At 43.1% G+C, this 24,968-nt stretch carries 18 protein-coding genes; 7 read left to right on the top strand and 11 right to left on the bottom strand.

Annotated features, from left to right (window positions below):
- Window positions 1-264: 264 nt before the first annotated feature.
- A complete protein-coding gene (locus EV146_RS12870) occupies window positions 265-468 on the bottom strand; it encodes a hypothetical protein (protein WP_132006702.1) in 204 nt (67 codons plus the stop codon).
- A 533-nt stretch (window positions 469-1,001) separates the two neighbouring features.
- Here EV146_RS12870 and EV146_RS12865 point away from each other — a divergent pair.
- Window positions 1,002-2,462: an alpha-amylase gene (locus EV146_RS12865; protein WP_132006699.1), complete on the top strand. Its 1,461-nt coding sequence runs from the start codon at window positions 1,002-1,004 to the stop codon at window positions 2,460-2,462.
- Window positions 2,463-2,706: 244 nt separating this feature from the next.
- On the opposite strand, the gene EV146_RS12860 is transcribed toward EV146_RS12865, so the two are convergent.
- Window positions 2,707-3,579 carry a DMT family transporter gene (locus tag EV146_RS12860; RefSeq protein ID WP_132006696.1) on the bottom strand — a complete coding sequence of 291 codons (873 nt, stop codon included), beginning with the start codon at window positions 3,577-3,579 and terminating at the stop codon, window positions 2,707-2,709.
- Between the two features lie 134 nt (window positions 3,580-3,713).
- Here EV146_RS12860 and EV146_RS12855 point away from each other — a divergent pair, with 134 nt between their 5' ends.
- Window positions 3,714-5,087, top strand: a complete 1,374-nt coding sequence (locus tag EV146_RS12855) for an aminotransferase-like domain-containing protein (protein ID WP_132006693.1) — start codon at window positions 3,714-3,716, stop codon at window positions 5,085-5,087.
- Window positions 5,088-5,480: 393 nt separating this feature from the next.
- On the opposite strand, the gene EV146_RS12850 is transcribed toward EV146_RS12855, so the two are convergent.
- Window positions 5,481-6,578, bottom strand: coding sequence for an SDR family oxidoreductase (locus tag EV146_RS12850; RefSeq protein ID WP_241993914.1), 1,098 nt, complete (start codon window positions 6,576-6,578; stop codon window positions 5,481-5,483).
- 448 nt (window positions 6,579-7,026) lie between these two features.
- On the opposite strand from EV146_RS12850, the gene EV146_RS12845 reads away from it, so the two are divergent.
- Window positions 7,027-7,866, top strand: a complete 840-nt coding sequence (locus tag EV146_RS12845) for a helix-turn-helix domain-containing protein (protein WP_132006690.1) — start codon at window positions 7,027-7,029, stop codon at window positions 7,864-7,866.
- A gap of 269 nt (window positions 7,867-8,135) precedes the next feature.
- Window positions 8,136-10,280 carry a glycosyl hydrolase 53 family protein gene (locus EV146_RS12840; protein ID WP_158287093.1) on the top strand — a complete coding sequence of 715 codons (2,145 nt, stop codon included), beginning with the start codon at window positions 8,136-8,138 and terminating at the stop codon, window positions 10,278-10,280.
- Between the two features lie 128 nt (window positions 10,281-10,408).
- Here the strand turns inward: EV146_RS12840 and EV146_RS12835 are convergent, their stop codons facing one another.
- From EV146_RS12835 to EV146_RS12810, 6 genes are all read right to left on the bottom strand, one after another.
- Window positions 10,409-13,066, bottom strand: a complete 2,658-nt coding sequence (locus tag EV146_RS12835) for a YhgE/Pip domain-containing protein (protein WP_241993913.1) — start codon at window positions 13,064-13,066, stop codon at window positions 10,409-10,411.
- 2 nt (window positions 13,067-13,068) lie between these two features.
- Window positions 13,069-13,575 carry an RrF2 family transcriptional regulator gene (locus tag EV146_RS12830; RefSeq protein ID WP_132006681.1) on the bottom strand — a complete coding sequence of 169 codons (507 nt, stop codon included), beginning with the start codon at window positions 13,573-13,575 and terminating at the stop codon, window positions 13,069-13,071.
- 711 nt (window positions 13,576-14,286) lie between these two features.
- The gene (locus tag EV146_RS12825) at window positions 14,287-14,610 is read right to left on the bottom strand and encodes a DUF3784 domain-containing protein (RefSeq protein WP_132006678.1); all 324 of its coding nucleotides are present in this window, start codon (window positions 14,608-14,610) and stop codon (window positions 14,287-14,289) included.
- Between the two features lie 151 nt (window positions 14,611-14,761).
- A complete protein-coding gene (locus EV146_RS12820) occupies window positions 14,762-15,541 on the bottom strand; it encodes a hypothetical protein (protein ID WP_132006675.1) in 780 nt (259 codons plus the stop codon).
- Window positions 15,528-17,303 carry a coiled-coil domain-containing protein gene (locus tag EV146_RS12815; RefSeq protein ID WP_132006672.1) on the bottom strand — a complete coding sequence of 592 codons (1,776 nt, stop codon included), beginning with the start codon at window positions 17,301-17,303 and terminating at the stop codon, window positions 15,528-15,530. The genes EV146_RS12820 and EV146_RS12815 overlap by 14 nt, the downstream gene beginning before the upstream one ends.
- Window positions 17,304-17,737: 434 nt before the next feature.
- A complete protein-coding gene (locus tag EV146_RS12810) occupies window positions 17,738-18,928 on the bottom strand; it encodes a cytochrome P450 family protein (RefSeq protein WP_132006669.1) in 1,191 nt (396 codons plus the stop codon).
- 194 nt (window positions 18,929-19,122) lie between these two features.
- Here EV146_RS12810 and EV146_RS12805 point away from each other — a divergent pair, with 194 nt between their 5' ends.
- Both EV146_RS12805 and EV146_RS12800 read left to right on the top strand, forming a co-directional pair.
- Window positions 19,123-20,388 carry a glycoside hydrolase family 18 protein gene (locus EV146_RS12805; RefSeq protein WP_132006666.1) on the top strand — a complete coding sequence of 422 codons (1,266 nt, stop codon included), beginning with the start codon at window positions 19,123-19,125 and terminating at the stop codon, window positions 20,386-20,388.
- 191 nt (window positions 20,389-20,579) lie between these two features.
- A complete protein-coding gene (locus EV146_RS12800) occupies window positions 20,580-21,485 on the top strand; it encodes a nuclease-related domain-containing protein (protein ID WP_132006663.1) in 906 nt (301 codons plus the stop codon).
- 847 nt (window positions 21,486-22,332) lie between these two features.
- On the opposite strand, the gene EV146_RS12795 is transcribed toward EV146_RS12800, so the two are convergent.
- Together EV146_RS12795 and EV146_RS12790 are read right to left on the bottom strand one after the other, a co-directional pair.
- Complete coding sequence (locus EV146_RS12795; protein ID WP_132006660.1) at window positions 22,333-23,259, bottom strand: D-2-hydroxyacid dehydrogenase; 927 nt, start codon at window positions 23,257-23,259, stop codon at window positions 22,333-22,335.
- A gap of 93 nt (window positions 23,260-23,352) precedes the next feature.
- Window positions 23,353-24,108 carry a GTP cyclohydrolase II gene (locus tag EV146_RS12790; RefSeq protein ID WP_132006657.1) on the bottom strand — a complete coding sequence of 252 codons (756 nt, stop codon included), beginning with the start codon at window positions 24,106-24,108 and terminating at the stop codon, window positions 23,353-23,355.
- A gap of 286 nt (window positions 24,109-24,394) precedes the next feature.
- Here EV146_RS12790 and EV146_RS12785 point away from each other — a divergent pair, with 286 nt between their 5' ends.
- Entirely contained in the window at window positions 24,395-24,925 is a 531-nt protein-coding gene (locus EV146_RS12785) for a CueP family metal-binding protein (RefSeq protein ID WP_181215870.1), read from the top strand.
- Window positions 24,926-24,968 lie beyond the last annotated feature (43 nt).

Genomic DNA, 24,968 nt, shown 5'->3' with positions numbered 1-24,968 from the left:
TTATACATCGATTTTTAAGATTTATGCATGTATTCTTGACGTTTATACATTGATTAATTTTGTTTATGCAACGATTCTTCTCTTTTATTGAAAAACCTGTGTCCAGCTAGTGACAGCAACAACAAAGAGACCAGCTTATCAGCTGATCCGCTGTGTACCTTGTGCTCATCTTATATGTTCATCCTGGGAACAGGCTACTCCTTATTATAAATCGTGAATATGTGAACCAGTCGAATCTAATTTCCACTTTCATTACCGCTGCTTTTAATTTGAAATAGGGATTCGTTCCATAGCCTGAATGACTTTGTCTTTAAAAAGAGGATAATCCTCTATTAATTCCGCAATTGTAATATCCCCTGTTCGCAGTTGTTTTGAAACGAGATTGACGATTTCTTCTTTAATTCCAGGCAAACTGCCTTCTAAAAACATGCACTGCAATTCATCTGCTACTAAGTATTCTTTTTTCAAATCATTTCCTCCTTATAAGGGGTTATGAAAGGACAGATAACAAGCGATATTGACCTCCGCTAAATGTCTATTTATTTATACTGTAAAAGAAGGTGTTTGGTGTATGTCTGTGCCGTGCACTCTCCTTTTTAAAACAGCCAAAACCTTCCAGGGATAAAGCTTAAGGTTATTTCCATGTTAGCTTATTGATACTATAACCTTAAGGGACATGTGGCAAAATGTTTCAAGTGGCGGTGATAGTTTCCCTCAATTATGCAGGACTGATAAAAGCAGAATGCAAGTACAGGTAGGTTTAAGGAAAGTTTGACCTCATGCACGGTCCCCCATGTCCTTCTGAATGCCCCTTCGCACATTATCTTCGTTCCAATTCTTACGGAGTCCAGCGTGTAAGTCCTCCTTTGTCAATATAAAAGCTTTGATTTCCCCTATCGATGGAAAATTTCTACTTTCTTGATTGTTTCGGTCAATAACTGGGTAAGTAAACCTATATTCGATTCATTGAATAAATTTGGCTGACGTAGGGAGACAAGGACATGGAAAGAAACAACACGATCATGCAATTTTTCGAGTGGCATTTGGAGCCGGATGGCTCGCATTGGAGTCGCCTAAAGGAAAAAGCACCGGAGCTCAGGGAAAAAGGGATTACTTCTGTATGGATTCCGCCTGTGACAAAAGCAATCACCGCCGAAGATACTGGCTATGCACCCTATGATTTATATGATTTAGGTGAATTTAAGCAAAAGGATACGGTCCGAACAAAGTACGGGACAAGACAGGAGCTTGAAGAAGCGATTTCTGCCTGTCACAATGTCGGAATCAAAGTCTATATAGATGTGGTGATGAACCATAAAGCAGGTGCCGATAAAACAGAAGTCTTCAAGGTCATTGAAGTGGATCAGGAAAACCGGACAGAGGAAATCTCTGAACCTTTTGATATCGAAGGCTGGACAAGTTTTACCTTCCCGGGGAGGAAAGGTAAATACTCCTCCTTCCAATGGAACTTCAAACATTTTAACGGAACCGATTATGATGAAAAGACAGGAAATTTCGGAGTTTTCAAGATTCTGGGAGACCACAAGGACTGGAATGACCACGTGGACGAGGAATTTGGCAATTATGACTACCTGATGTTCGCCAATATTGATTATGACCATCCCGATGTCAAAAAGGAAATGATCTCATGGGGAAAATGGCTTGCCGATACCCTCAATTGCGACGGGTACCGCCTGGACGCCATCAAGCATATTAATCACCATTTCATCTCTGAATTTGTTGAAGAGATGCTGAAACACCGGGGAGACGATTTTTATTTTGTCGGTGAATTCTGGAAGCACGAACTCATTCCGAACCAGATTTACCTCGATCATGTCAACTATAATATCGATTTATTTGATGTCCCATTGCATTATAGGCTGCACCAGGCCTCCAATGAAGGCAGAGATTTTGATTTGACCAATATTTTTGAGGGTACCCTCGTCAACTCCCACCCCGACCATGCGGTAACCTTTGTGGATAATCATGATTCCCAGCCTCATGAAGCACTAGAATCCTGGATTCAGGACTGGTTTAAACCAAGTGCCTATGCCCTGATTTTACTCAGGAAGGAAGGAAATCCATGCGTCTTCTACGGCGATTATTTTGGAATCGGTGGCCCGGTGCCTGTAGACGGCAAGAAAGAGATTCTCGATATTCTGCTCTCTGTCCGATATGAGAAGGCCTACGGAGAACAGATCGATTATTTCGATCATCCCAATACTATCGGCTGGGTCCGCCTTGGCGATAACGATCTTGAAAACTCTGGCTGTGCGGTCGTCATCTCGAATGGGGACGAAGGCGAGAAAAGAATGTACGTTGGGGAATCCAAGGCAGGGGAAGTCTGGAAAGACGTGACGAACTCCAGGGAAGAAGAAATCGTCATTGATGAAAAAGGATTTGCTACTTTCCCTGTTCACGGCGGGAGCGTTTCTGTCTGGACCAGTTCCCCTGACCAATAAACGGTCCCGAGGGTCATATCCTCCCCTCTTTTGTTTTAGCAATTAAAGCAAGGATTAATATATAATGCTGAAACAATATTATTCAATGATGTAATAGCATTCCCACACCATAGTGAATATTGTTAAACAGCACATAAAACAGGTGTATCAACGATGTTGTTGATCCACCTGTTCTTTTTCTGCTTTCCCCCTTTTTATTCCTGCATTTTCCCTATTGGTCAAAACTTTATTATTACTTAACTTTTTATCGTACAACAGGTGCATTTTTTCCAATTATTACGCATATCACAACGACAATCGCTAAAACAATCGTAAGCCATGTAATCGATTCTCCTAAGAACAATACAGAAAATCCAATCATTAAAAAGGGCTGTAAATATTGTATCTGTCCAACTCTTGCAATCCCTCCCAAAGACATCCCACCGTACCAAGCGACATATGCTAAAAATTGGCTTACAACAGCTAAATAGAGCAAACTGATCCAAGCTTCGACTGGCGCTTTTAACATATCAACTGATATGCTTAAGCCAACAGGAACAATAAAAAACGGGGCTCCAATTAATATAGCCCAAGCGATCACTTGCCAACTACCAAGCTCTTTTGATAGTTTTCCACCTTCTGCATAACTTAATCCAAGCGTTAAGACAGCTGCTATTAGTGCAACATCTCCATTTTGTAATTGACCTAAACCTAAAAACACGGCATAAAGAAGCACTGCGACCGAACCAATAATACTCGCAATCCAATAGCGCTTAGAGGGTCGCTCGTCTCCACGCCACATAGCAAAACCAGCTGTCGCGAGTGGCAGTAAAGCCAGTTCAATTGCTCCATGTGATACAGGCAGTGATTTCATTGCAAATGTTGTTAATAACGGAAAGGCAAATACAGCACCGGCGGCAACAATACCTAAGCTTTTCAATTGTTTTTTATTAGGTAATAATTCTTTTTTACTGATAAAAATGATACTAACGATTATTGCTGCAATAACTGTCCTACCTAACCCGACAATTGTTTCACCGAAATAAGGGACAGCAATACTTGTAGCTGGTAATGTAAGACTAAAACAAACTATGCCAATAAAGCCGAAAAGCATTCCTCTTTTTATATTGTTTTCCATTCAAAATCCCCCTTCACAAACATACAAATATTAAAAAGAATTAACTAGTTAAACATGATTTTATTTGATATCAACTCTTTTTAATACAATAATATTCCACATCTGTCATGGTACAGACGCTAAGGAGAATCTATATGACAACAAAATATAAAGGTATTTTGGAATGGGTGAAACAGCAAATAGAGGATGAGCAGTTAAAAACAGGTGATAAATTACCTTCTATTCGGCTGCTCGCTGAACAGTTTCAATGTAGTAAAAATACGGTTGTAAAGGCATTACTTGAATTGGAACAACAACATATAGTCTATGCCAAACCCAAAAGTGGCTATTACGTTGTTGATTATTACCAAACACCTAGTCCACTTGAAAATCATATTGATTTTTTATCTGCTGGTCCGGATAAACGTATCATGCCTTATGAGGACTTTCAGCATTGTATAAACCAGGCGATTGACCATTATAAAGAACAATTATTTACTTATAGTGAGCAACAGGGACTTTTTTCTTTACGAAAGGAGCTTGCGAAGTATTTACAAAGTTTACAAGTATTCACGAAACCTGAACGACTTGTTATTACTTCCGGCGCACAACAAGCGCTTCACATTCTATCCATCCTGCCGTTTCCAAATCGGAAAAAGAATGTATTAGTTGAGCAACCTACATACTTTGGTATGATCGATACCTTACAGTTAAATCAGATTACAACATTAGGAATTGAATTAACAATGGAGGGTATTGATTTTGAAAGGCTTGAAAACTTATTTCGAACCAATGATATAAAATTCTTTTACATCATTCCAAGATGCCATAATCCACTTGGGCATCATTATACAAATGAAGAAAAGAAAAAAATCGTTGCTCTTGCAGAAAAATACGATGTATACATTGTAGAGGATGATTTCTTAGCAGAGTTAGATACGGATTTAAAAGCAGACCCATTGTTTGCGTATGAACCTAACGGAAGAGTCATTTATGTAAAAAGTTTTTCGAAAGTATTTTTGCCAGGGCTGCGTATTGCTACTGTTGTACTCCCTGAAAAAATGATTCCCACCTTCGTAAAGTATAAATTTAGCACTGATTTCACTTCATCACCACTTTCACAAGGAGCATTGGAAATCTATTTGAAAAATGGTATGTTTCAATATCATTTAGAAAGCGTAAAAAAATTGTACATAAAAAAAATGAAAACATTATTAGAAGCCTGTTCATTGTATTTGCCGAACTATATACAATTTACAAAGCCAAAAAGTGGTTTTTATCTGACCATCTTTTTGCCTTCAGATATAGATGTCAATAAATTGATTTACCTACTGCATGAAAAACATATTTATATAGACAACGCTTCTAGAATGTACTTAGCTGAAAAAAAACAGAAAGCAATTCGACTAAGCATTTCACAAGTAAATGAAGATAAGATAAATCTCGGTATTCAACAATTAGCAACTTATATAATCGATATGTGTGAAAAAAAGGAATACAATCGATTCTCGTTTAAATCCTATCATTAAAGTCAATTAGCCATCTTTGTATCAATGTATCTAAATCTAAATAGTTTTTTACTGGGGGAATCGGAAAAATATTGTGTTTAAAAAACTAAATATGTCGTGATAAAAGGAGTGTATCCCCACTCCTTCTTCTTTTCTGTGTTCATTGTTAAACAACATGTTTTGATTGTTAAATTAAGCCTAAAACTTCACTATTTAATCTTTCAATTATAATTTTTCCCCTGCCTTCAGGCCCTGGGCAAAAATAAACGTCTGCCACCTTACAACACTGCGGCAGACGTTTATTTTAAATATAAAGATTAGTCATCATTATAGCCCGCAAACCGACAGAAAGAAATTTACCAATGCGGTTAAAAAGCCTTCAGAGGTTATGAACATTTCGGTACAGGACCAAAACTAAAAATCCATCCGCGGTTCCCTCTCTGCCCCACGGGTTACTATTTTATTGGAAGCTTTTCGTTTAGTTGCATTCCAAACGGCTGCGCCAATCCCTGCCAGCGCGGCCGCCGTCAGGATCGGACGTTTTGTTGCCTTCACGTACCAGCTATTAGTTCGGACCCACCCTTTATTAGTCCCTCTTTCATGCATTCCATAGCCAGGCTGATACAAGGCACTTTCTTCCCGAGGGTTCGACGGCCTGTCATCATGCTGGGTGCGGAACAGCGTCAATTCCATATATTTGTCCATTAGACGCGGCGCGAGCCTTCCCAGAACCGCCATCATTTTGGCCTGGGATCCTACATACATATCCCTTTTTGGGTGGGCAGCACAATAAAGAATGGCTTCAGCCACCGCTTCCGGTGCATACATCATGCCGATATGCGCCGGCTGCTTCTCCATATAGCTCATGGCATGCTCATTATATGGAGTATCGATTCGACCCGGGTGAATCAGTGTGACGGAGACAGGCGCTTTTTCCTTTTCCAGTTCCATCCTCAAGCTTTCTGTCCAGCCATGCAGAGCGAATTTCGCGGCAGCATAGGTCGATTGGACCACTGCCCCTCTGTCTCCATAAAAACTTCCAACATTAATAATGGCACCGGGTACTCCTCTTTTTTTATAATGATTCACGGCCAGTTTGGAAGCACATACAACACTCCAGAAGTTCGTTTCAAACATTTGCCTCATATCTTCCATTTTTACATCCGTTGCTTTGCCAAAGATCGAGACCCCGGCATTATTGACCCAAGTATCAAATCCGCCGAATTCCAGCTTTGCCGTGTCCGCAATCTTCTCTATGTCTTTTTGTTTACTAACATCTGCCACAACCATAACCGCCTGGCAGCCCTGTCCTCTCAGTTCATCGACCAATTGGCTGAGTGCTTCTTCATTTCGAGCCGCCGCTACTACTTTCGCGCCCTTCGAAGCCGCCATCCTGGCTGTCGCCAGGCCAATCCCGCTTGACGCACCTGTAATGACTATCACCTGCTGATCCAGTTTTTTTAAGGATATCTTGCTGAATGATTTGTCCTCCACCTGGTCTCTTTTCTCCATGACCACTTTTTGAGACCCCATAGACTGACCAAGATTTTGGTCTGCATCTGTCAGATTTTGATTCATTGCAATCCCTCCTTAATAAAATTCAATCATGATTTGCTCTTACCCGATGGGAGGCAGCTAAAAACCTGATGTGGTTTTCCAGTAAAAGGGAAACTAGCAGTAGGAACCAGGACGTCTTCCCAGCAGGAGAAGCCTTTCGGGGCAGCCAGTAAAATTTTATTTAAAAACCTAGTGTCCCTAAATGCGGGATTTCCACCAGGCGGGTTGTTGGGGCTGAAAATTTACAAACTTGAAGACTTCTACTGGTTAAAAAGGAATTCGTTTACACTTATCGAAAAAAGATAAGGTTGCGTCTTTATGTAAATTCATAAATAGCTTTTTACAGAAAAACAGGTAAATCGTTTAAGATGCCAATTGATAAATCAGGAAAGCTGGTGACTTAATGAATGATAAAAAAGTGAGGTACGTGTACATTTCAGTGGATGAGTCCCTGCCTTTGTTCGTTGAAAGCATTGGCTATAACCCATTCGAGCAGGATTTTAACAGGCCAGACGGTTATCCGTATTACCATTGGCTTCAAACCATCGAGGGGGAAGGGAAATTTTCATTCAATGGAGAGGAATACATTTTATCAAAGGGAAAAGGCATATTTTTAACGCCATACACCCCGCATACTTACGTTAAGACTAGTAAATTATGGTCTACGACTTACATTACGTTTGGAGGTGCTTCAGTTGTTTCCATTATCGATTCATTAAAATTAAACTGTTCCGCCCTTTATACGGGACTGGAGCATGGCCCATTTGCTGAAATCATTAAGGATATGTTTTTAAAAGCCGAACTAGATTTGGAATTTTCAAAGCTGGATTTATCCAGTTATTTATATAGATTCCTGATTAATCTTCGCAAATACGGAAGTTTCAATAAACAGCCTTCTATCTCACATTTGTATGAAAAAGTCCGTCAGACTGTTGAATGGCTGGAAGACGTTTATGCGGAAGACATTTCCCTTGATCAAATGGCACAGTATCTAAATGTGAGCTCCCAATATTTAAATCGATTATTCCAGGCAACCTTTGGCCTCAGTCCCTATACCTTTTTAATACAGCTAAGGATCAGGAAGGCAAAAGATATTTTAATTCAGAACCCGGATATACCATTAAAGAATGTTGCTCATCTTGTGGGATTTAATGATGTCAGTCATTTTGTCCACACTTTTAGAAAGAAGGAAGGTTTAACCCCTAAAGTCTACCGGGAACTGCACAGCAAAAGCCTGTCATAGCCCCCCCCTGAATCTTAGTTAAAACAGCATAATATTCCCCTTTGTCCAGGCATAACATAGGTTTCATATATTTATATTATTCAAATAAGATATTCATACACGATGGATTTAAAATCATTTAGTATAAACATATTCTTATATGAGTTTTCTGACACACATTTTGAAAGCGTTTTAAAATATTTAGAAAGCAGGTGATTTTTAAAAACCCGAACATCTTCCCACTGTCGGTCCCAAGATTATTCATTTCATTTTAAGGAGGCTAAATGTACGTGAAAAAAATTCCATGGCTAAAAAAATCGATTGGTTTATTGGCTGCCACTGTGCTTTCTGTTCCCCTGATCACTACACCAGCATCCGCTTATTACGGCAAGGCAGAGATTTCACCAGCCGTAACGAACTTAACGACCAAAAGCTGGGTAACATTCCAGGCTGGTAACGGAGATGCCGGACTTGCTTTTGACCAGGATGAAAGCACCTATTGGGATGCTCATTCCCTATCTGGTTCAGAAGAAAATTGGCTTCAAGTCGATTTGGGAGGAACCTATAAGGGATTGCGCATGGTCGAGGTCGTATTCCCTTCAAAAAATGGAAAATATAAGTATACACTGGAAGGCTCCCAGGACGGCGAAAATTGGTTTACCCTGTCCGACCATGCATCAGATCCGGTCCTTGGAGGCGAAGACGTTCTTATTCAGGACAAGCCAGCCGTTCGATTCATCAAAGCTACCTTGCTTGGAGTTTCGGATGGTGCCATTCCAGGCATTACCGAAATCAGAGCCAATAACTATGCATTAAAAGACCATTTTTCGGTCGGGGCAGATATATCCTGGGATACAGGGTTCCTAGACAGAATTCATACGACTCAGAACAATACAGACGCCCCCTCTTCGGATGGCCGGATGATCAGTACTATGCAAGAAACGAGCATGTCTGAGGTACGATTTCGGATATGGAATGATCCGCGCAACGAAGGGGATGGGCAGCCTGTTGGATTTTCGGATGGGAGCATGAATCCGGAAGATACTCTTAACAAATCTTTATATTCCAAGAGTCTTGGCATGAAAGTTGGACTGGACTTCCATTACTCGGACAGCTGGGCCGATCCTGGCAAACAAATCAAACCGCTGGCCTGGAAAGACTTAGAGTTTGAGGAATTAGTCAAGGCAATCCATGATTTTACCTACAAAGTGACAGACGATCATGTAAAAGCAGGAGCTGCCCCTGAATTTATACAGGTCGGCAATGAAATCATCAATGGAACATTGTGGGGAAATGAAAAAACAGCAACAGGCAGCTATCCCAACTATGCCAAAAATGATTCCTCCTATTTTGGCAAACCGGGCGGCGAATTGCTCTGGGAATACTGGAATTCAGAAGATCCGTCCGAGCAGGCCAAATATGATGCCGCTTGGGACCGATTCACTGCGATCATTGATGCCGGGCTTCGTGCTGTAAAAGAAGCATCCCCAAATTCTAAAACGAAGATTCATGTGATTGTTGATGCAAACCGGCTTGCCAAGACACAGGAATTTTGGCGGCAGCTGACAACACGCTTGAAAAATGACTATGATAACAATTTCGACATCATGTCCATATCTTATTATCCACAATGGCATGGAACAATGTCCGACCTGGGCAATTATTTGCATGCTTTTGCAAGCGAATTCCCAGAATATGAATTAGCGGTTTCAGAAACCTCCCATTTTGCCACCCCTAATTCAGGACCGGCAACAGGCTACCCATTCACCATCCAGGGACAGGCAGATTTTATGAAAGATGTTATTCGGACATGTAATGACACGATCAATAATTCTTGCAAGACGATGCTCGTTTGGGAACCGGTCATATGGCAATCGATGTTTACAAGAATTGGGACATCCCAGTACTGGCAGGCTAACGACTCCACACGTGTGTTCACTGCAGCATTCAGCGAGTTTATCCAGAAAAACAATGAATACCTGGCAACCACACTCTACAGCGAGCCCCGCCTACCAGAAAAAATTGAAGTATTGGACGTCAAAAATAACCGCCTGAAAGAGGCAGCTGTAACCTGGGATTCCATCCCTGAAACAGCCTATTCTAAACTAGGATCATTCACTGTCAATGGAACAAGCGAGTATGGAAAGGTAACGGCACATGTGGCGGTTACGATCGATGTAAGCGTTCTTGAGGATCTAACAAAAGGATTTATAGAGACAAAGGATCTTTCAGGCCCTCTTGTGCCTCAGCTGACCAATGCACTAAAACAGGCTAATCATCATGATGAAAAAGGTTCTGCCAAAGTGGCCAGCCATTTTATTAAAAAATATATAGCGAGTCTCCAAAAAAACGCCAATGAAAAACATTTATCATCGGAAGCCCAAAACACCCTCATTGAGCATGCAGAATTACTATTGGAGACATGGAATAGATAACAAGAGAGTATGGCCGGCAGTAAGCCGGCTTTTTTTCTTGCTGAATAATCCCCGTCCCCCAACCACTGTGAATAAAAAAAATAGCTGCCAAACATGGCAGCTAGACTGATATTTTTATATGGAAGAAATTAAGCGACAGCTTCTTCGCTGTTAACTAAAATATCTTTTCCCTTATCATTTTTCTTTTTAAATACAAACAATAGGACAATGTTAAATACTAGAATCAAACCAGCAAGGATGGCAATGCTCTCCCAGAAGATTGGCATTCCTTCCGCTGAAGACATCGCTTCGCGGAACCCAAAGATGACATACGTCATTGGCACATATGGGTTGATAGCTTCAAAGAATGGAGCGGTCAATTCCCTTGGGAACATAGCGCCGCTGCTTGCAAGCTGCAGGACAAGTCCAATCATGGCCACGAAACGGCCCGGATTGCCCAATGCTACATTTAACATCATAATCATGGACATATAGGTTAATGAAGCCATGATGGAAATGAAAACAAACAATCCAATATGGTCAACCTGCAGCTCTAATCCTTTAATCATGATGGCATCCATGATCAGCGCACCCATTATGGCCTGCACGGAGGCGAGGCTGAATTTGCTGAACCACCACTCCCTGCCGGATTTAGGCGGGATTGCCGCTATGCCTAGCGGGATAATTATGTTAAACGCCAGGGCCCCAATATAGAGGGCGATGGACAAAAAGTTTGGTGCGAGCGCATGCGCATAGTTTGGCACGTCCGATGTTTTTACGAGATTCAAATTAGTTGGATCGGCCATCATGCTGTAGTTGGAGTCATCAGCCTCCACTTCCTGCACTTCATTAGCTCCGTCCGAGAGCTTGCTCCCAAGCTCCTCTGTACCATCCGCGACCTTGTTTAATCCATCGCCAAGATTGTTTGAGCCTTCCGCAAGCTTTTCAGACCCGTCCTTGATCTGGTCTGCACCTGATGCCAGCTTGCTGGAGCCTTCCGATAACGCCGGAGCATTTTCAGCCAGCTGAGAAATACCGGAGGCGAGCTGGCTGCTGCCGTCAATAAGAGGCTTGGAGTTTCCTGCCAGCGCACTTGCTCCTGAGGCCAATTCATTTGCTCCGCTTGTTAATTCACCTGATTTTTCCGCCAGCTGTCCTGTTCCAGAGACTAGATCACCTACACCGGAATGAATGCTGTCAACACCTTTTGTGTATTCCGATGCCCCTTTGTCAAGCGCTTCGGATCCCTGGACCAACGACTTGGAGCCGTCTGACAACTGTCCAAGAGCTCCATCAAGGCTTTGAGCTCCATTTGCGGCCGAGTTGATTCCTTCCACTAATTCAGGAATACTGCTGTTCAGTCTGTTCGTACCTGCAACGAGATTCCCGCTGCCCTGTACTGCATCCTGTATTCCAGCATTCAAATTCTCGGCGCCAGGAATCAATTGATTTGTCAGGCCATTGGAGATTGCACTGTAGCCATTCAAGGCTTGTGTGGCTCCCGGTGTTACGGTCTTTGTTAATTCCGCCAGCTGTTGGGACAAGGCTGTTGCCTTTTCGGTGTCCCCTGCTGCCAGAGCTTGCTGAATCCCTTCGGAAAGCTTTTGAATCCCGGCTAATCCCTCGTTTAACTGACTGATTGTTCCCGTTTGCGGAAGACTGTCCTGCATCGCCACTAATCCATTTTTCAACGATGCATTTCCAGAAGCAATTGACTTCAATCCGCTATTCAAACTGTTCTGGCCCTCTGCCAATGCAGGGACGCCCTGTTGTTCATCTGTCAGCTTGGCAGATTCTTTTTTTAGTGTTTGAAGTCCTTCACTCAGCGGGGCACTTCCCTCTTCCTGAGCTTTCACAAGATTTGAGCTCAAGCTTTTCGAACCATCCACCAGACTCTGGGTTCCCTGTGTAAGGCCCGAACTCTTTTCATTGAGTTTGCTTGCCCCATCAGCCAGCTGTGCTGCACCTTCATTGACTTTATTGACACCGTTGGCATATTCTTCGGTGCCTTTATTTAAAGCCTGTGCACCTGACTCCAACTGGGTCGCTCCATCTGTATATTGGGCGATTCCATCCTCGAGTTTCACTGCCCCGTCATTGAGTTTATCTACACCTTCAAAATATTGGCCAAGGCCTACTTCAAGCTGCTGCGCGCCATCCTTGAAGGTTAGCGTGCTGGAAGCCAGCTTTTCAAGGTTTTTGGTAATTTCCTCATTGGCTTCTTTGACCTGGCCGACACCATCTTCAAGCTTTCCTGTGCCGTCCGCAGCCTCGGCAAAGCCTTCACCAAGCTCGCTGATGTTGTCAAACATCACTTCCACATAGTTTTCAGTAATCTTTTTGGAAATACTTTCGTTAATATTGCTGGCCGCATTTTTACCGATACTTTCGATGAAGTAATTCCGGCCAGGATTGATTTTATAGGTCAAATCCATCTTTTTTGGATTCTTGTCCAGAGCCGTGCCAGCATTGGCGGAGAAGTCCTTGGGAATAGTCACAACCATATAATAGTCATTATCGCTGAAACCCTGTTCCGCCTGTTTCTCAGTGACAAAGTGCCAGTCAAAATCCTTATTGTCCTTCAATTCCTCCACGAGGTCATCCCCAATGGACATCTTCTTGCCTTCTATTTCCGCGGGAACGTCCTTGTTCACGACTGCAACCGCCAGATGGCTGGTCCTCCCAAATGGATCCCAAAAGGAACTGAGGAAAATCCCACTGTATAAAATCGGGATAAACATCATGACAATGATGGTCCCCATTAATTTTTTATTTTTTAAAAGAGACTTCCAGTCGTATTTAAACATATTCACTTTTTCTCACCTGATTTCTGATTTAAGTAATCTCCTAAAGATGTCTTATTCCAGTCCAGCAATGGCAGTTCATTTGTCCCCAAACTCTCTTTCAGAAGGTCAGCTGCCGTTATATTCGAAAAATAGTCAATCAAAAGCCCATCCGCCTGCCTGAAAACCTGGCGCAAAAGACTTTCCCCCTTTTGGACATGGGGGCCATTTTCAAATGCTTTCCGTATAAGACCGGAATCAGGAAAAATGGCGATCGGCCCTTCCATTGCTTCGATCACCTCAAGCATATGGATGTCTTCCAGATCCTTGGCCAGCGAGATGCCCCCATTTGTGCCGGGTACAGAAGTTACAAGTTTCTTCACAACAAGCTTCCGCATAATTTTTTTCATGTAGGAAGGCGATACCTCAAGCCTTCTGCTAATTTCATCAGAAGCCAGCGGTGCATTACTTTCCTGCGTTGCCAACAGCACAATAATGCAAATGGCCTGCTCAACACCCTTTGTCAGCATCATAAATTGCCTCACCTCTTCTTTACCGAAACTTTATGGATTTTAATTATCCATAATGGACATTTAATATCCACTATTCATCTATTAAAGACCATTTTCATTAAAAAATCAAGCCTTATTAGATTTCCAAAAAGAGACATTTCGTATACGAGAAAGGCTTTTCTCCATCCAAATGCACTTCAACTGGATTTTATATTAATGAAGTAGATAATAATTTGTTGCACTTTTAGACATAAATCTTTTTTAAAAAATTACTTAACCGGAACCTTTAAGAAAAGCACTTCGAAAAATAAAATAGGCAATTTAAAAAATAAAATTGCCCCTTTGAATAAGAAAACTAGTAATTTAAATCATAAATCTCTTTTTTGAAAAATAAGTTCCTTCCTTTGAAAAGTAACTGAACCAGAGCCCTTCAAGAAGGCCACTTTGAAAAATAAATAAGACCATAGAATAATAAAATTAGCAATTTGGATTAAAAATCCCTTTTTTGAAAAATAAACTCTTCCCTTTGAAATATAACTGAACCAGGCACCTTCAATAAAGCCGAAGTCGGTGGGGTAACCTTTATGGGGCCAGCAGCCTAAGGTGGCACTTTGAAATTACCGCATTCCCTAATGACCAAGCAAAAATTAAAAAAGCCGATTCAAACTGAATCAGCCTTTTGAACACATATAAAACTATAAGCTCTGGAAGATAGGATCATTTTTAAACTTTTTATACCTGCTTTTTAAATCGGTTTCCCGTATTTGTGTAGACCAGCGCCAAAACGATAAAACTTAAGAATAGGAATAGTCCAATGAATAGCAAAACTTGATGATCCATCATCTCGCTGATCGCCAATAGTAGAAGGCTTAAGCAAATACCGTACATAATCTTCCCAATAAACTTGCACAAGGCAGCTTCATCAATTTCCGACTTTTTACCGGCGGGCATGGAATTGTAACCTGACAGCAAAAATGCCCCTTTTCCTTTAGATAGAACACTTGCGAAAATGAAGAATGGGATTAACACGATCAAACAAACGATTGCTCCTCCCATATTGAGGCCTCCTTTGGTTTGCTATATACAATAGAGTTTTTATTTTCTTCCAATTTTACCTCATCCAAGGTTTCACCCTCCGAAACGTGAGCAGCACTGAATATGCGAGATTACATAAAAACCCGCCCCATTCTGGACGGGTCCTTCTAATTCACCTCAAAAACAAAAATGCAACCAATGTCCCCACAGTCACAAACTGGCCAACCACCAGCCCAACCAGCCACTTTTTCAGCTGTTTTTCTCTTTTTGCACTTGCCTCTTCGCTCCGCTTCCACTTTTCATCCCACTTAGCCTGGGCATCCCTCTGGGTATGCTGGAACTGCTGGAAATACTGATACCATTGCTCGGTCTCAGCCTTGTGGCTCTCTTCCAGTACATAAATTTCCTGAAGGATCGTGCTGAGCCGTTCTCCGATTGCGTCATATTTCACATTCATTTTTGCGGCCTGCTCCTTGAAGCCGTCGGCAAAGATTTCTTTGATCTGTTCCTGCAGGAGCCTGACCTCTGCCAGTACCTTGTCCGTTTGCCCAACAGTGAATTCCTGGTCCTCCCTCAGGAGCTCCTTCAGGCCGGATAATAGATTTTCCGTTTTCAACAGATACTCTTGGTACTTCTCCTGCCAGGAGGACTGCTTCTGTTCCATGGCCGCCAGATTATCGCCAAATCGCTCCATGCTGGCCTCAAACAGCCGGGTTTGCGGATCGATGATTTCTTCCTTCAGCTGGCCCCTTACCTGTACCGGAAAGCTCTCCATGGATTTTTTCATTTTTTCAATCGACTGGGATACTTCCCCGTTCAGCTCCGCAATCGCCTGTTCCCGCTCTTTGATCAGCTGCTTAAGGTCATCGTAAAAGAGCTCATTATTAATCCTTTTCAAGGATTGGATGGCTTCCTGATACTTTTTATCGACAGTTGTATTAGAAGTAGTCATTTTTCATCATCCTTTCCGCCTGCTTTAACATTCTTTGGCTGTAGTTATGGCAGGCCCACCGTTCGATATCCGACGCATTTTCAGCCAGCATCATTTCCTGCAGGCTGGCGGCAGCCTTTGCAAACTCTTCTTTTAAAAGGTCATCGAGATTGTGAATGCTCTCCAGGCAATGATGATAAACGGATCTTGCCTCAGCCAGCTGCTCTTCTGCCTCAAGAATTTTATGTTTATATTGCTCCTGCTGTTCCTGTGTTTCGCGGCCCCTCTTTACAGCCTCTTCATATTTTTCTTCCTTTACTTTCAGCTGCTCCTGGAGCCGCTTTTCGCCCTTTTCCTTATAATCGTCTAGCTGGCGGGTATAGTAGCTGAAGATGGTTTCATTATTCCGCTCCAGGGTCTCACGGACGATGGAGGCATCTTCTTCAAAATTCCCCTGATTCAAATACTGATCCAGGCCTTTCCCGTGTTTCAGCGCAAGACGGCCAATCGGCGGATTTGTATCAAAAGCCCTTAGAGAGAACTCATCCTGAAGGATTTCTTTTAATAAAATAGAAACCCGGGCTGCCTGTTCCTCATAAAAATCCAGCATGGAGGTTTCCTGCTGTTTAAAGCTCTCTTTCAGCCTCGAAATCTTCCGTTCCTTGAAGGGTGCCAGTCCTTTTGCTTCATTTGATGATGCTACAAATTTCTCAATCTCTATTTCCTTTAAACTGGTTAGTTCGGCTTCGCAGAGCTCAACTTGGCCAAACAGCTGCGCTGCATCATCTTCCGACTGACGGCAGCTCTGTTCGCAGGCAATGAGGTTTTCCTGTAATTCCTGCAGTTTTTTCTCCAGTGTTTCCAATTGAAGGTCCTTAGTCCTGACAAAGCCACGCATTCGACTTTTAACCTCAAGCATCCGTGTTTCAGGTGATTTGGTGCCTGTAACTTCCTCCAATAATTCTAAAAATAAGGCATCCATCCAAACTGGTGCATTCGGGGAAACTGTAACGACATTCCTTCCAAAATCAAGCGGGAATATAGGGTGAACACTTTCCACGCCATTTCGCAGATAAAATTCCCTTAATTCCTCCAATGACGTAATTTCGCCCGAACCGACCGCTTTCTGGACCGGATCCGTCTGCAGCGACTGAGTCAATACAATATAATAATCTCCGGTATCTGGCAGCCAGTGTCCAGCTTCTGACAGCTGGCCGTCCAGTTCCGGTGCGCTTTCAGCCACGAGACACGTGGAGCAGAGAGGCATATATTCTGAAAGCAGTCTGGCATCGGGCTCGCCAGGAAAATTCATGATGGAAAGCTTCTCCCTTTTATCGGTTAAAAGTCTGGAGGATAAATACTTCCGGGAAAGTTCAACAATAATCGGTTGATCATAGGTGACCAGCCAAAACTCAATCTGCTTGCGAAGTGCCTGTAATTCCGTTTCCAGCTCCTTTACATTCTTGCAGGCTGCCCTGGTTTGATCTGGATAGACCAAATGAAAGCAATCGTCGGCAGACCATTTATAAATAAAGCTGAAGTTGAATTCGTTAGCAGTGAGCACCTGTGCCAGACAGTCGCTTTCCCTGTCACCTGTCCCAAGCAATCTCAGGATGAAAGATGTTTTATCAAAACGTTCTGGACCAAATACACCGATCAGAATCTGGTCCACCGTGTTTGTTTTACCATTAGGAGGAAGCAGGCTCATAACATATTGGTTTAGAGCGAATTCAATCCATCGATCCTTCTCTGTCTCAAGCCTTGTGAGCAGATCGGCTATCATGCTGCACCCTCATTTATGGACACCAGGCGATGAGAGGAAGTCTTCCCTTTCGCTTGGTCATCATATAGTAAAGATGTATTCCTAACATTTAGCATCCAATACACTCCTATGAAACTAGTTATTTCCATTTTACTATATTCTGCGCCAACCATTAAACAATATCCTCGCTATGTAAAAAAGTGCCAGAATAATCAGAAGTTTTGTCGTAAATAGGCACTGTGATCTACATACAATTATCGAACATTTTGTCCTAAGTAGTCACCGTGATCTACATACAATAATCAAACATTTTGTCCTAAGTAGCCGCCGTGATTTACATACAATTACCAAACATTTTGTCGTAAATAATCGCGGTTATGTACATACGATTGAGAGACTGCTTTAGTTTCAAAAAAAAGAAGCCAGGCCCCAAAGACCTGACATGATTCATTCCATTATTTTAGATAAAGGGGAATTTCCTTCACTCCCCTGACGATCATCCCTGGGCGCCATTCCAGCTCATCTTTGCCAACAGCGAGCTTCATTTCCGGGAATCTCTGCATCAGGCTGGTAATGGCGATTTCGCCCTCCAATCGTGCAAGCGGGGCTCCAAGACAAAGGTGGATCCCTTTCCCGAACGCAAGATGAGGGCTTTTCTCCCTGGAGATGTCAAAGAGGTCAGGATTCTCAAATACCTTAGGATCATGGTTGGCCGAATTCAGGGAAATGATGATCAGTTCCCCTCTTTTGATCATTTGTCCTCTGAATTCCATGTCTTCGTTCGCCCATCGGGAGGTGCTGAACTCTACCGGTCCATTAAATCGAAGTGTTTCCTCAATCGCCTGGTGAATCCGATCCGGCTGCTCCTTAAGCAGGTCAAACTGGTCTGGATGCTCCAGCAGGGCAAGAATGCTGTTCCCAATAAGGTTCACTGTCGTTTCATGACCAGCGATAATCAATAAGGTGACCACTCCATACAATTCACGCTCTGTAAGCTGGTCTCCTTCATCCTCAGCCAGGATTAGCTGGCTGATAAGGTCCTCACCCGGATTTTTCCGCACTTTCTCAAACCACTCGCTTAGATATTGAATAAACTCGTTTACGTGCTGAAACATCTCAGCCGCATGCTCACCGTTTGAGCCCTCGATTAACGAATTTGACCAGATTCGAAATTTGTCTCGGTCTTCTGTGGGAATCCCAAGAATCTCGCTAATAACAATGATGGGAAGCGGGAACGCGAAGTCATCAATGAGATTCATTCTTGTCCCCTTTGCTGCCTCGTCCAGGAGCTCGTCCGTAATTTCCTGGATCCGCCCCCGCATGCCTGAAATCATTTGAGGTGTAAACGCCTTTTGCACCAGCCCGCGAAGGCGCTTATGATCAGGCGGATCGGAGAAAAGCATATTATGCATGAAAACACTCCCTGAATCCATGTTGCCTCCAAATAACTTGGAGACATCCTTGATCACCCTCGGATCTTTCATGATTTCAACAGCATCTTCATAGCGGGTGATCAGCCAGCCCAGCTGGCCATCTGGAAACCTCATTTTATGGACTGGCTCGTCCTTCCGCATTTTTGCATAAGCGGGATACGGGTTCTTTGTGAATTCTTTGGAAAACAACTGAAATTGGGGTTCCACTGTCATGCTCCTTCCACTTACATTTATTTACACTCATTATAACAATTCTCTATAGCCAATGCAGTTTTGAGCTAAACCTGTGATTTGGAAATGTGCCCATCCCATCGACATATATCCCAACTGAGGAAAATAGGCTATATGGATGCAAATGAATTTAACTGGAGGTTTTTTGTAATTTTACGTGATTGGGGGCATCAAACATGTTCATTCATATAGTTGCACCTGGGGAGTCGCTGTTTTCCATCAGCAGAAGGTATGGCACCTCGATTGACCAGGTCCGTGCGGTCAATGGGCTGAAGGAAGGCACAATTGTACCAGGTTTGGCACTGCTTATTCCCCTTTACTCTTATCGGATTCAGCCTGGTGATACGTTAAGCGGTATTGCAAGGCGCTCGATGGTACCTCTGGAACGATTAAGGGCTGCCAACCCTACCGTTAACCCATCTTCCCTTCAGCCCGGAACCAGGGTGACGATCCCAAACATCGCTTCTGATTATATCGCAGGCACATTGACCTTTTATGTTGTCCGCAGCCCCGAGCAGGACCGGGACCTGATCAGTGATTTTGCACCCTACGCTTCTTCCATCTCCCTTTTTCATTACCGTATCGGACCTGATGGGGATATTGTAAACGAGCTCAATGATCTAACGGCAATTCAAGCTACCTGGAGCCATCGGGTCACCCCTCTTGCTACGATCACAAATCTAACCTCAGGAGGATTTAGCACTCACCTCGCTTCTCAGGTCCTGAATAACCCGACCGCGAGGAATAATCTAGTTAACAATATTTATAACTTGGCCACAGCTAGGGGGTATGGTGGAGTAAATATCGATTTCGAGAGGGTGGCGGCGGCAGACCGGGACCTTTATACAGGTTTTTTACGCCAGCTGAGAGAACGGTTCGAACCTGCCGGACTGGCAGTGACGGTTTCGGTACCTGCCAAAACAAGCGAGGATATTCCCTGGCTCAAAGGCTATGACCTTGGCGGAATTGGCTCTGTGGTCAACTATGTGTTCATCATGGCCTATGATTGGCATCACGCCGGCAGTGAACCCGGCCCGACTGCGCCAATAACCGAGGTCAGAAGAACAATCGAGTATGCCATTTCAAGGATTCCAACCAGGAAAATTATACTAGGCGTGCCTTTATACGGGTATGACTGGGTGGTTCCGTACACGGCCGGTACCGTCGCAAGCGCCATCTCGAACCAAAATGCCATTGATACCGCCATCCGCCATCAGTCCCCCATCCAATATTCAGAAGTCTACCAATCTCCGTATTTCCAGTACCGGGATGAACAAGGACGGACACACGAGGTATGGTTTGAAGATGTCCGGAGCATGAGCACCAAAATGATCCTCGCCAGGGAATACAACCTGCAGGCTATCGGCGCCTGGCAGCTAACACTGGGATTTGCTCCGGGACCTTGGCTGTTAACCAAGTTTTTTACGGTTAGGAAGGTGTAATATCGAATTGGAGGAGCTGGCAAGGGGCTGGCTTCTTTTTTATTGGGAGCGGGCATGTTTTTTCCTGCCATTATTCAGTATAAGGAGGGCATGGAGGTTAGTCGCTTTTACTAAAATAGACAAAAGTTTTCAATCGATAAAAATTTTTATCACATATAATTAGACTGAAATTACAAGAAAGGTTGTGCATAATGCCCTATAAAGCTCGTTCCGAATCCGTGGAACTGCAAATCCTAAAAATCCTGAATACTCGAAGCAGTCTGTCTGACAAGGACAAGCAACATTACTTAAACCTGAAAAAGGGGTATGAAGGTGAGGTACGATTTGATTCATTGACAGAAAAACTAACATGTGAATGCATTATTTTAAATGACTTGCTTCTTAAACTAAATAACACAGTTTTCCAAATCGACTCCCTTATTATTGTGTCTGAAACGCTTTATTTCTGTGAGGTGAAAAATTTTAAAGGCGATTATTTTTACGAATCTAGTCGATTGTACAAAAAACCTAAAACGGAGATTATCAATCCACTCAACCAGCTAAGCAGAAATGAAACACTGCTGCGCCAATTACTCCAGAACTCGGGTTATAATATCCCGATTTCTCCATTCGTGATATTTATTAACCCCGAGTTTACCTTATACCAAGCACCTCTCTACCAATCTTTCCTCCTCCCCACTCAGTTGAACCATTTCGTTAAACTTCTAAATTCGAACGTATCAACATTAGGTCAAAAACATAAGGCGCTGGCAGACAAATTACTCTCTCTTCATTTAAATGATTCTCCTTATCGTCTTTTGCCAACCTATCACTACAGTCAGCTGCAAAAGGGCATCATCTGTACCAATTGTGCCTCGTTTATAATTTCAATAGAAAGGCAGAAATGCGTTTGCCGTGACTGCGGGCACGAGGAAGTTGCTGCAGCTGCTGTTTTACGAAGTGTTGAGGAACTGAAGCTGCTTTTTCCTGAACTAAAAATCACTACCAATCTTGTTTATGAATGGTGCAAAGGACTGTTGTCAAAAAAAAGGATACGTTCTATATTAGAAACTAAATTTACAAAAGCCGGGGTTCATCAGTGGTCCTACTATGTATGACAACACGATTTTTACTCTTCAGCCTGAAGACCTTTCCCCTGGCTTTCCTGCCTCGATTCGGTCTTCATTCCCTTTATGAAGACCCTTCCCCTGGCTTTCCTGCCTCGATTTGGTCTTCATCCCCTGCATGAAGAACTTTCCCCTGGGTTCCCTGCCTCGATTTGGTCTTCATCCCCTGCATGAAGACCTTTCCCTTGGCTTTCCTGCCTCGATTCGGTCTTCATTCCCTCCATGAAGACCTTTCCACTGGCTTTCCTGCCTCGATTTGGTCTTCATCCCCTCCATGAAGACCTTTCCACTGGCTTGCCCGCATCGATTTGGTCTTCATCCCCCTCATGAAGACCTTCCCGCTTGCTTTCCTGCCTCGATTTGGTCTTCATCCCCCTCATGAAAACCTTTCCCCTGGCTTTCCTGCTTCGATTTGGTCTTCATCCCCTGTATGAAGACCCTTCCCCTGGCTTTCCTGCCTCGAGTTGGACTTCATTCCCTGCATGAAGTCCTTTCAACTGGCTTTCTTGCCTCGATTTGGTCTTCATCCCCTGCATGAAGTTCTTTCCCCTGGCTTGCCCGCATCGATTTGGTCTTCATCCCCTGCATGAAGAACTTTCCCCTGGGTTCCCTGCCTCGATTTGGTCTTCATTCCCTGTATGAAGACCCTTCCCCCATCCAGGAGAAATAGGAATAATAATCAGACCAGGCATGCTGGCGAAATCCTCAACAAAATCAAATATAAAGAAATAAAAAAAATTGTCCCCACAAATATCAGGGACAACTGCCTATAGTTCAATTCTTCTTTAAATAGACTAAATCTGGTATGTAAAATCTTACGAACCCGCTTCGATACTAGTCAATACCCCTTCCCAACATCCACGAGATTGGGCAGCAATTCATCATTCTCCACTTTCCGCAGAGTCTCCAGGAAACACTGAATGGCTTCATCCAGCTCGGTTACGGCGGAAATATGCGGAGTGATGGTCACATCCTCCCTTGTCCAGAGAGAGGAGTTTACCGGCAATGGTTCCTCAGCGAGTACATCAAGGATAGCAGACTGCACGTTTCCTTTATCAAGGCCCTTTATTAATGCCTTTTCATCCACCGTTGCCCCTCTGCCAACATTGATAAAGGATCCATTCATTTGGTTAAAAAAGGAAGAGTTAAACATCTTGTCAGTCTCCGGCGTTAACGGCAAGGTGCTGATTACCCAGTCCGCTCTTGAAAGAATGGATGAAGGTGCAGTATCGAAAACCTTTTTAAAATAGGGCTTCTGGCTGCCGCTCCTGGAAATCCCGTAAACGGTTGCCCCGAAAAAATCAAACGTTTTGGCCACTTCTTGCCCAATATCCCCCGTGCCATAAATGACAACCGTCTGATCCCTTATCATCTTTGGAGTCCTCTTCTCCCACTTCTTAAGCCTTTGCTTCTCATGAAATTCCTGATGATACTGAATGTCTCGAAGGACATAGCTCAAACAGTACTCGCTGATTCGCTGGCCAAATGAACAAACAGTCCGGGTTAGCAGTACCTGGTTCTCACTCCACCCTGACAGCTCCAGATAATTATTCACTCCCGCATTAAAGGAATGAACCCAGTTGATTTTTGAAAGATCGAAGTCGGGCGCAGGCTGAAAGCCAACATACACATCTGCCCAATCCAAATCTTCCCCGGTAATTTTTTCAACCGGCAAGAAGCGAAATTCATGACGAAGCTGGTCGGGCATCTTCTTTTTAAATTCTTCTTTAAAGTTCCCCGCCACTAAAATATGGTTTACATTCATATGGACACCCCGAATCTCTATGTAGATAGGTTCATTTTACCATCAGGAATTCGGGAACGGAGAGATTTTTTGAGTTATTAAATCATCTTGCATTCAGTCATTCAAGCAAGCCGGATCCCCTTTTAGGTGCCCGGAGCGGGTTATTTTCGTTTGTAAATACTTTTCGTTAAATTCGGACACATCCCCCCACAGTGGAGTTCTGCCGGAAACTTGCATCCCTGAATCTTTGAGAGCCGCAAGTTTTCTGGGATTATTCGTAACCAGGGTCACAGGTTTCGAACGAATCGTTTTTAAAACCTGTATAGCATCCTCATAATTCCTGGAGTCATCCACAAATCCCAAATGTTCATTTGCTTCTACCGTGTCAAAGCCGTTTTCCTGAAGGAGATAGGCCATCGCCTTGCTGAAAAGTCCAATCCCCCTGCCTTCGTGGTTGGCCAGGTAAAAGAGGGCTCCCGTTCCGTGTTCGACAATCATCCTCATGGACTGCTTTAATTGGAAGCCGCAATCACACCTTTTGCTCCCGAATATATCTCCTGTATGGCATATCGAGTGCATTCGAACCAGCGCATCCTCTCCATCTCTAAAATCACCATACACTAAAACACTCGATTGCTGGTATTCAGCAAGGTTGGAAGACGACAGCGTTTCAATAATCTTCTCAAAATCCTCTGTCTCCTCGTCGCAGTTCAGCCAGCAGTACCAGTGAAATACAACGGTCTCTCCATAAAGATTGACAGGAAGCTGGATGGGACCCACAAGATATATGGCGCCTCTCTCTGTCCTTATCAATACAATTTTACCTTTAAGAATCTTCATTACGTTGTGATCAAGTCGAGGTTGTTTCATCGTTCTAAGCTCCTTACCTTTGTATAAGGGATTTTTTTCACAGCATGTTTTCTTTATATCTTTTCCAGAATGAAAGCAGGCTATTAAATTTGTAAAATGATTCCGCAGCCAATTGTACGTGATCATGTAAAAAAGGATTAATAGTCAAAAAAACTTGTCACCAAAACGTCATCTTAAAAGATTTTAACTTCATAGACTCAGCAAATATTTATGCTAAGATAATGGATGTGAAGTATTTATTCTAGTAAAAAAAGATATTTGGCAATTGGCAAGGTGGTGAATACGAATGAAAGTAAAGATTTTCGCAGTCACGGTTTTGGCGGCCGGAATATTAGCGGCATGTGGCAGCAATAATGATTCGAATACTTCCCAAGAGAAAGAAACCATCGATATAAAAGAATTAGTCCAGGGGTATAGTTCAGGCAGCTTAAAAGCGGAATCCGCCTCGATCACTTCTGAACAATTGATGGTGAAGGATGCTGAAGGAAAAGAACAGCTATATAACTTATCCGGGGATGAATTCTTTGTTTCCATTGCGCCTTATGTCAATCAGACCCACCCTTGAACGAACCATAGCTTGACAGGTTGTCAAGGTGAATTAGTAAATGAAGAATTTAAAGTTTACATTGAAGATATGGATGGGAATGTCATTCTAGATAAAACCCTTCAGTCTCAGGATAACGGGTTTATCGATTTATGGCTGCCGCGCGATAAAAAATACCGAACAACCATTGAGTTTGGCGGCAAAGTATCGGAGGCTGAAATTTCCACCTTCAAAAGGGACAATACCTGCATTACAAACATGAAGCTTCTGTAAAATAGTCATGCTGGCAGGCTCCCGCTATCCAGTGGTAAGAGGA

The sequence above is a fragment of the Mesobacillus foraminis genome (assembly GCF_004340465.1).
In the GTDB taxonomy this organism is placed as follows: Bacteria; Bacillota; Bacilli; order Bacillales; family Cytobacillaceae; genus Mesobacillus_B; species Mesobacillus_B foraminis.
Note: the sequence above shows the minus strand (reverse complement) of the source record. Positions and strands in the feature narration are given on the sequence as shown.

Coding starts and splice junctions, on each gene's coding strand:
- EV146_RS12845 (WP_132006690.1), top strand. CDS start 7,027: ATGAATGATAAAAAAGTGAGGTACGTGTACATTTCAGTGGATGAGTCC.
- EV146_RS12820 (WP_132006675.1), bottom strand. CDS start 15,541: ATGACTACTTCTAATACAACTGTCGATAAAAAGTATCAGGAAGCCATC.
- EV146_RS12810 (WP_132006669.1), bottom strand. CDS start 18,928: ATGACAGTGGAACCCCAATTTCAGTTGTTTTCCAAAGAATTCACAAAG.
- EV146_RS12835 (WP_241993913.1), bottom strand. CDS start 13,066: ATGTTTAAATACGACTGGAAGTCTCTTTTAAAAAATAAAAAATTAATG.
- EV146_RS12865 (WP_132006699.1), top strand. CDS start 1,002: ATGGAAAGAAACAACACGATCATGCAATTTTTCGAGTGGCATTTGGAG.
- EV146_RS12815 (WP_132006672.1), bottom strand. CDS start 17,303: ATGATAGCCGATCTGCTCACAAGGCTTGAGACAGAGAAGGATCGATGG.
- EV146_RS12830 (WP_132006681.1), bottom strand. CDS start 13,575: ATGATGCTGACAAAGGGTGTTGAGCAGGCCATTTGCATTATTGTGCTG.
- EV146_RS12795 (WP_132006660.1), bottom strand. CDS start 23,259: ATGAATGTAAACCATATTTTAGTGGCGGGGAACTTTAAAGAAGAATTT.
- EV146_RS12850 (WP_241993914.1), bottom strand. CDS start 6,578: ATGGAGAAAAGAGACCAGGTGGAGGACAAATCATTCAGCAAGATATCC.
- EV146_RS12800 (WP_132006663.1), top strand. CDS start 20,580: ATGCCCTATAAAGCTCGTTCCGAATCCGTGGAACTGCAAATCCTAAAA.
- EV146_RS12860 (WP_132006696.1), bottom strand. CDS start 3,579: ATGGAAAACAATATAAAAAGAGGAATGCTTTTCGGCTTTATTGGCATA.
- EV146_RS12790 (WP_132006657.1), bottom strand. CDS start 24,108: ATGAAACAACCTCGACTTGATCACAACGTAATGAAGATTCTTAAAGGT.
- EV146_RS12805 (WP_132006666.1), top strand. CDS start 19,123: ATGTTCATTCATATAGTTGCACCTGGGGAGTCGCTGTTTTCCATCAGC.
- EV146_RS12825 (WP_132006678.1), bottom strand. CDS start 14,610: ATGGGAGGAGCAATCGTTTGTTTGATCGTGTTAATCCCATTCTTCATT.
- EV146_RS12855 (WP_132006693.1), top strand. CDS start 3,714: ATGACAACAAAATATAAAGGTATTTTGGAATGGGTGAAACAGCAAATA.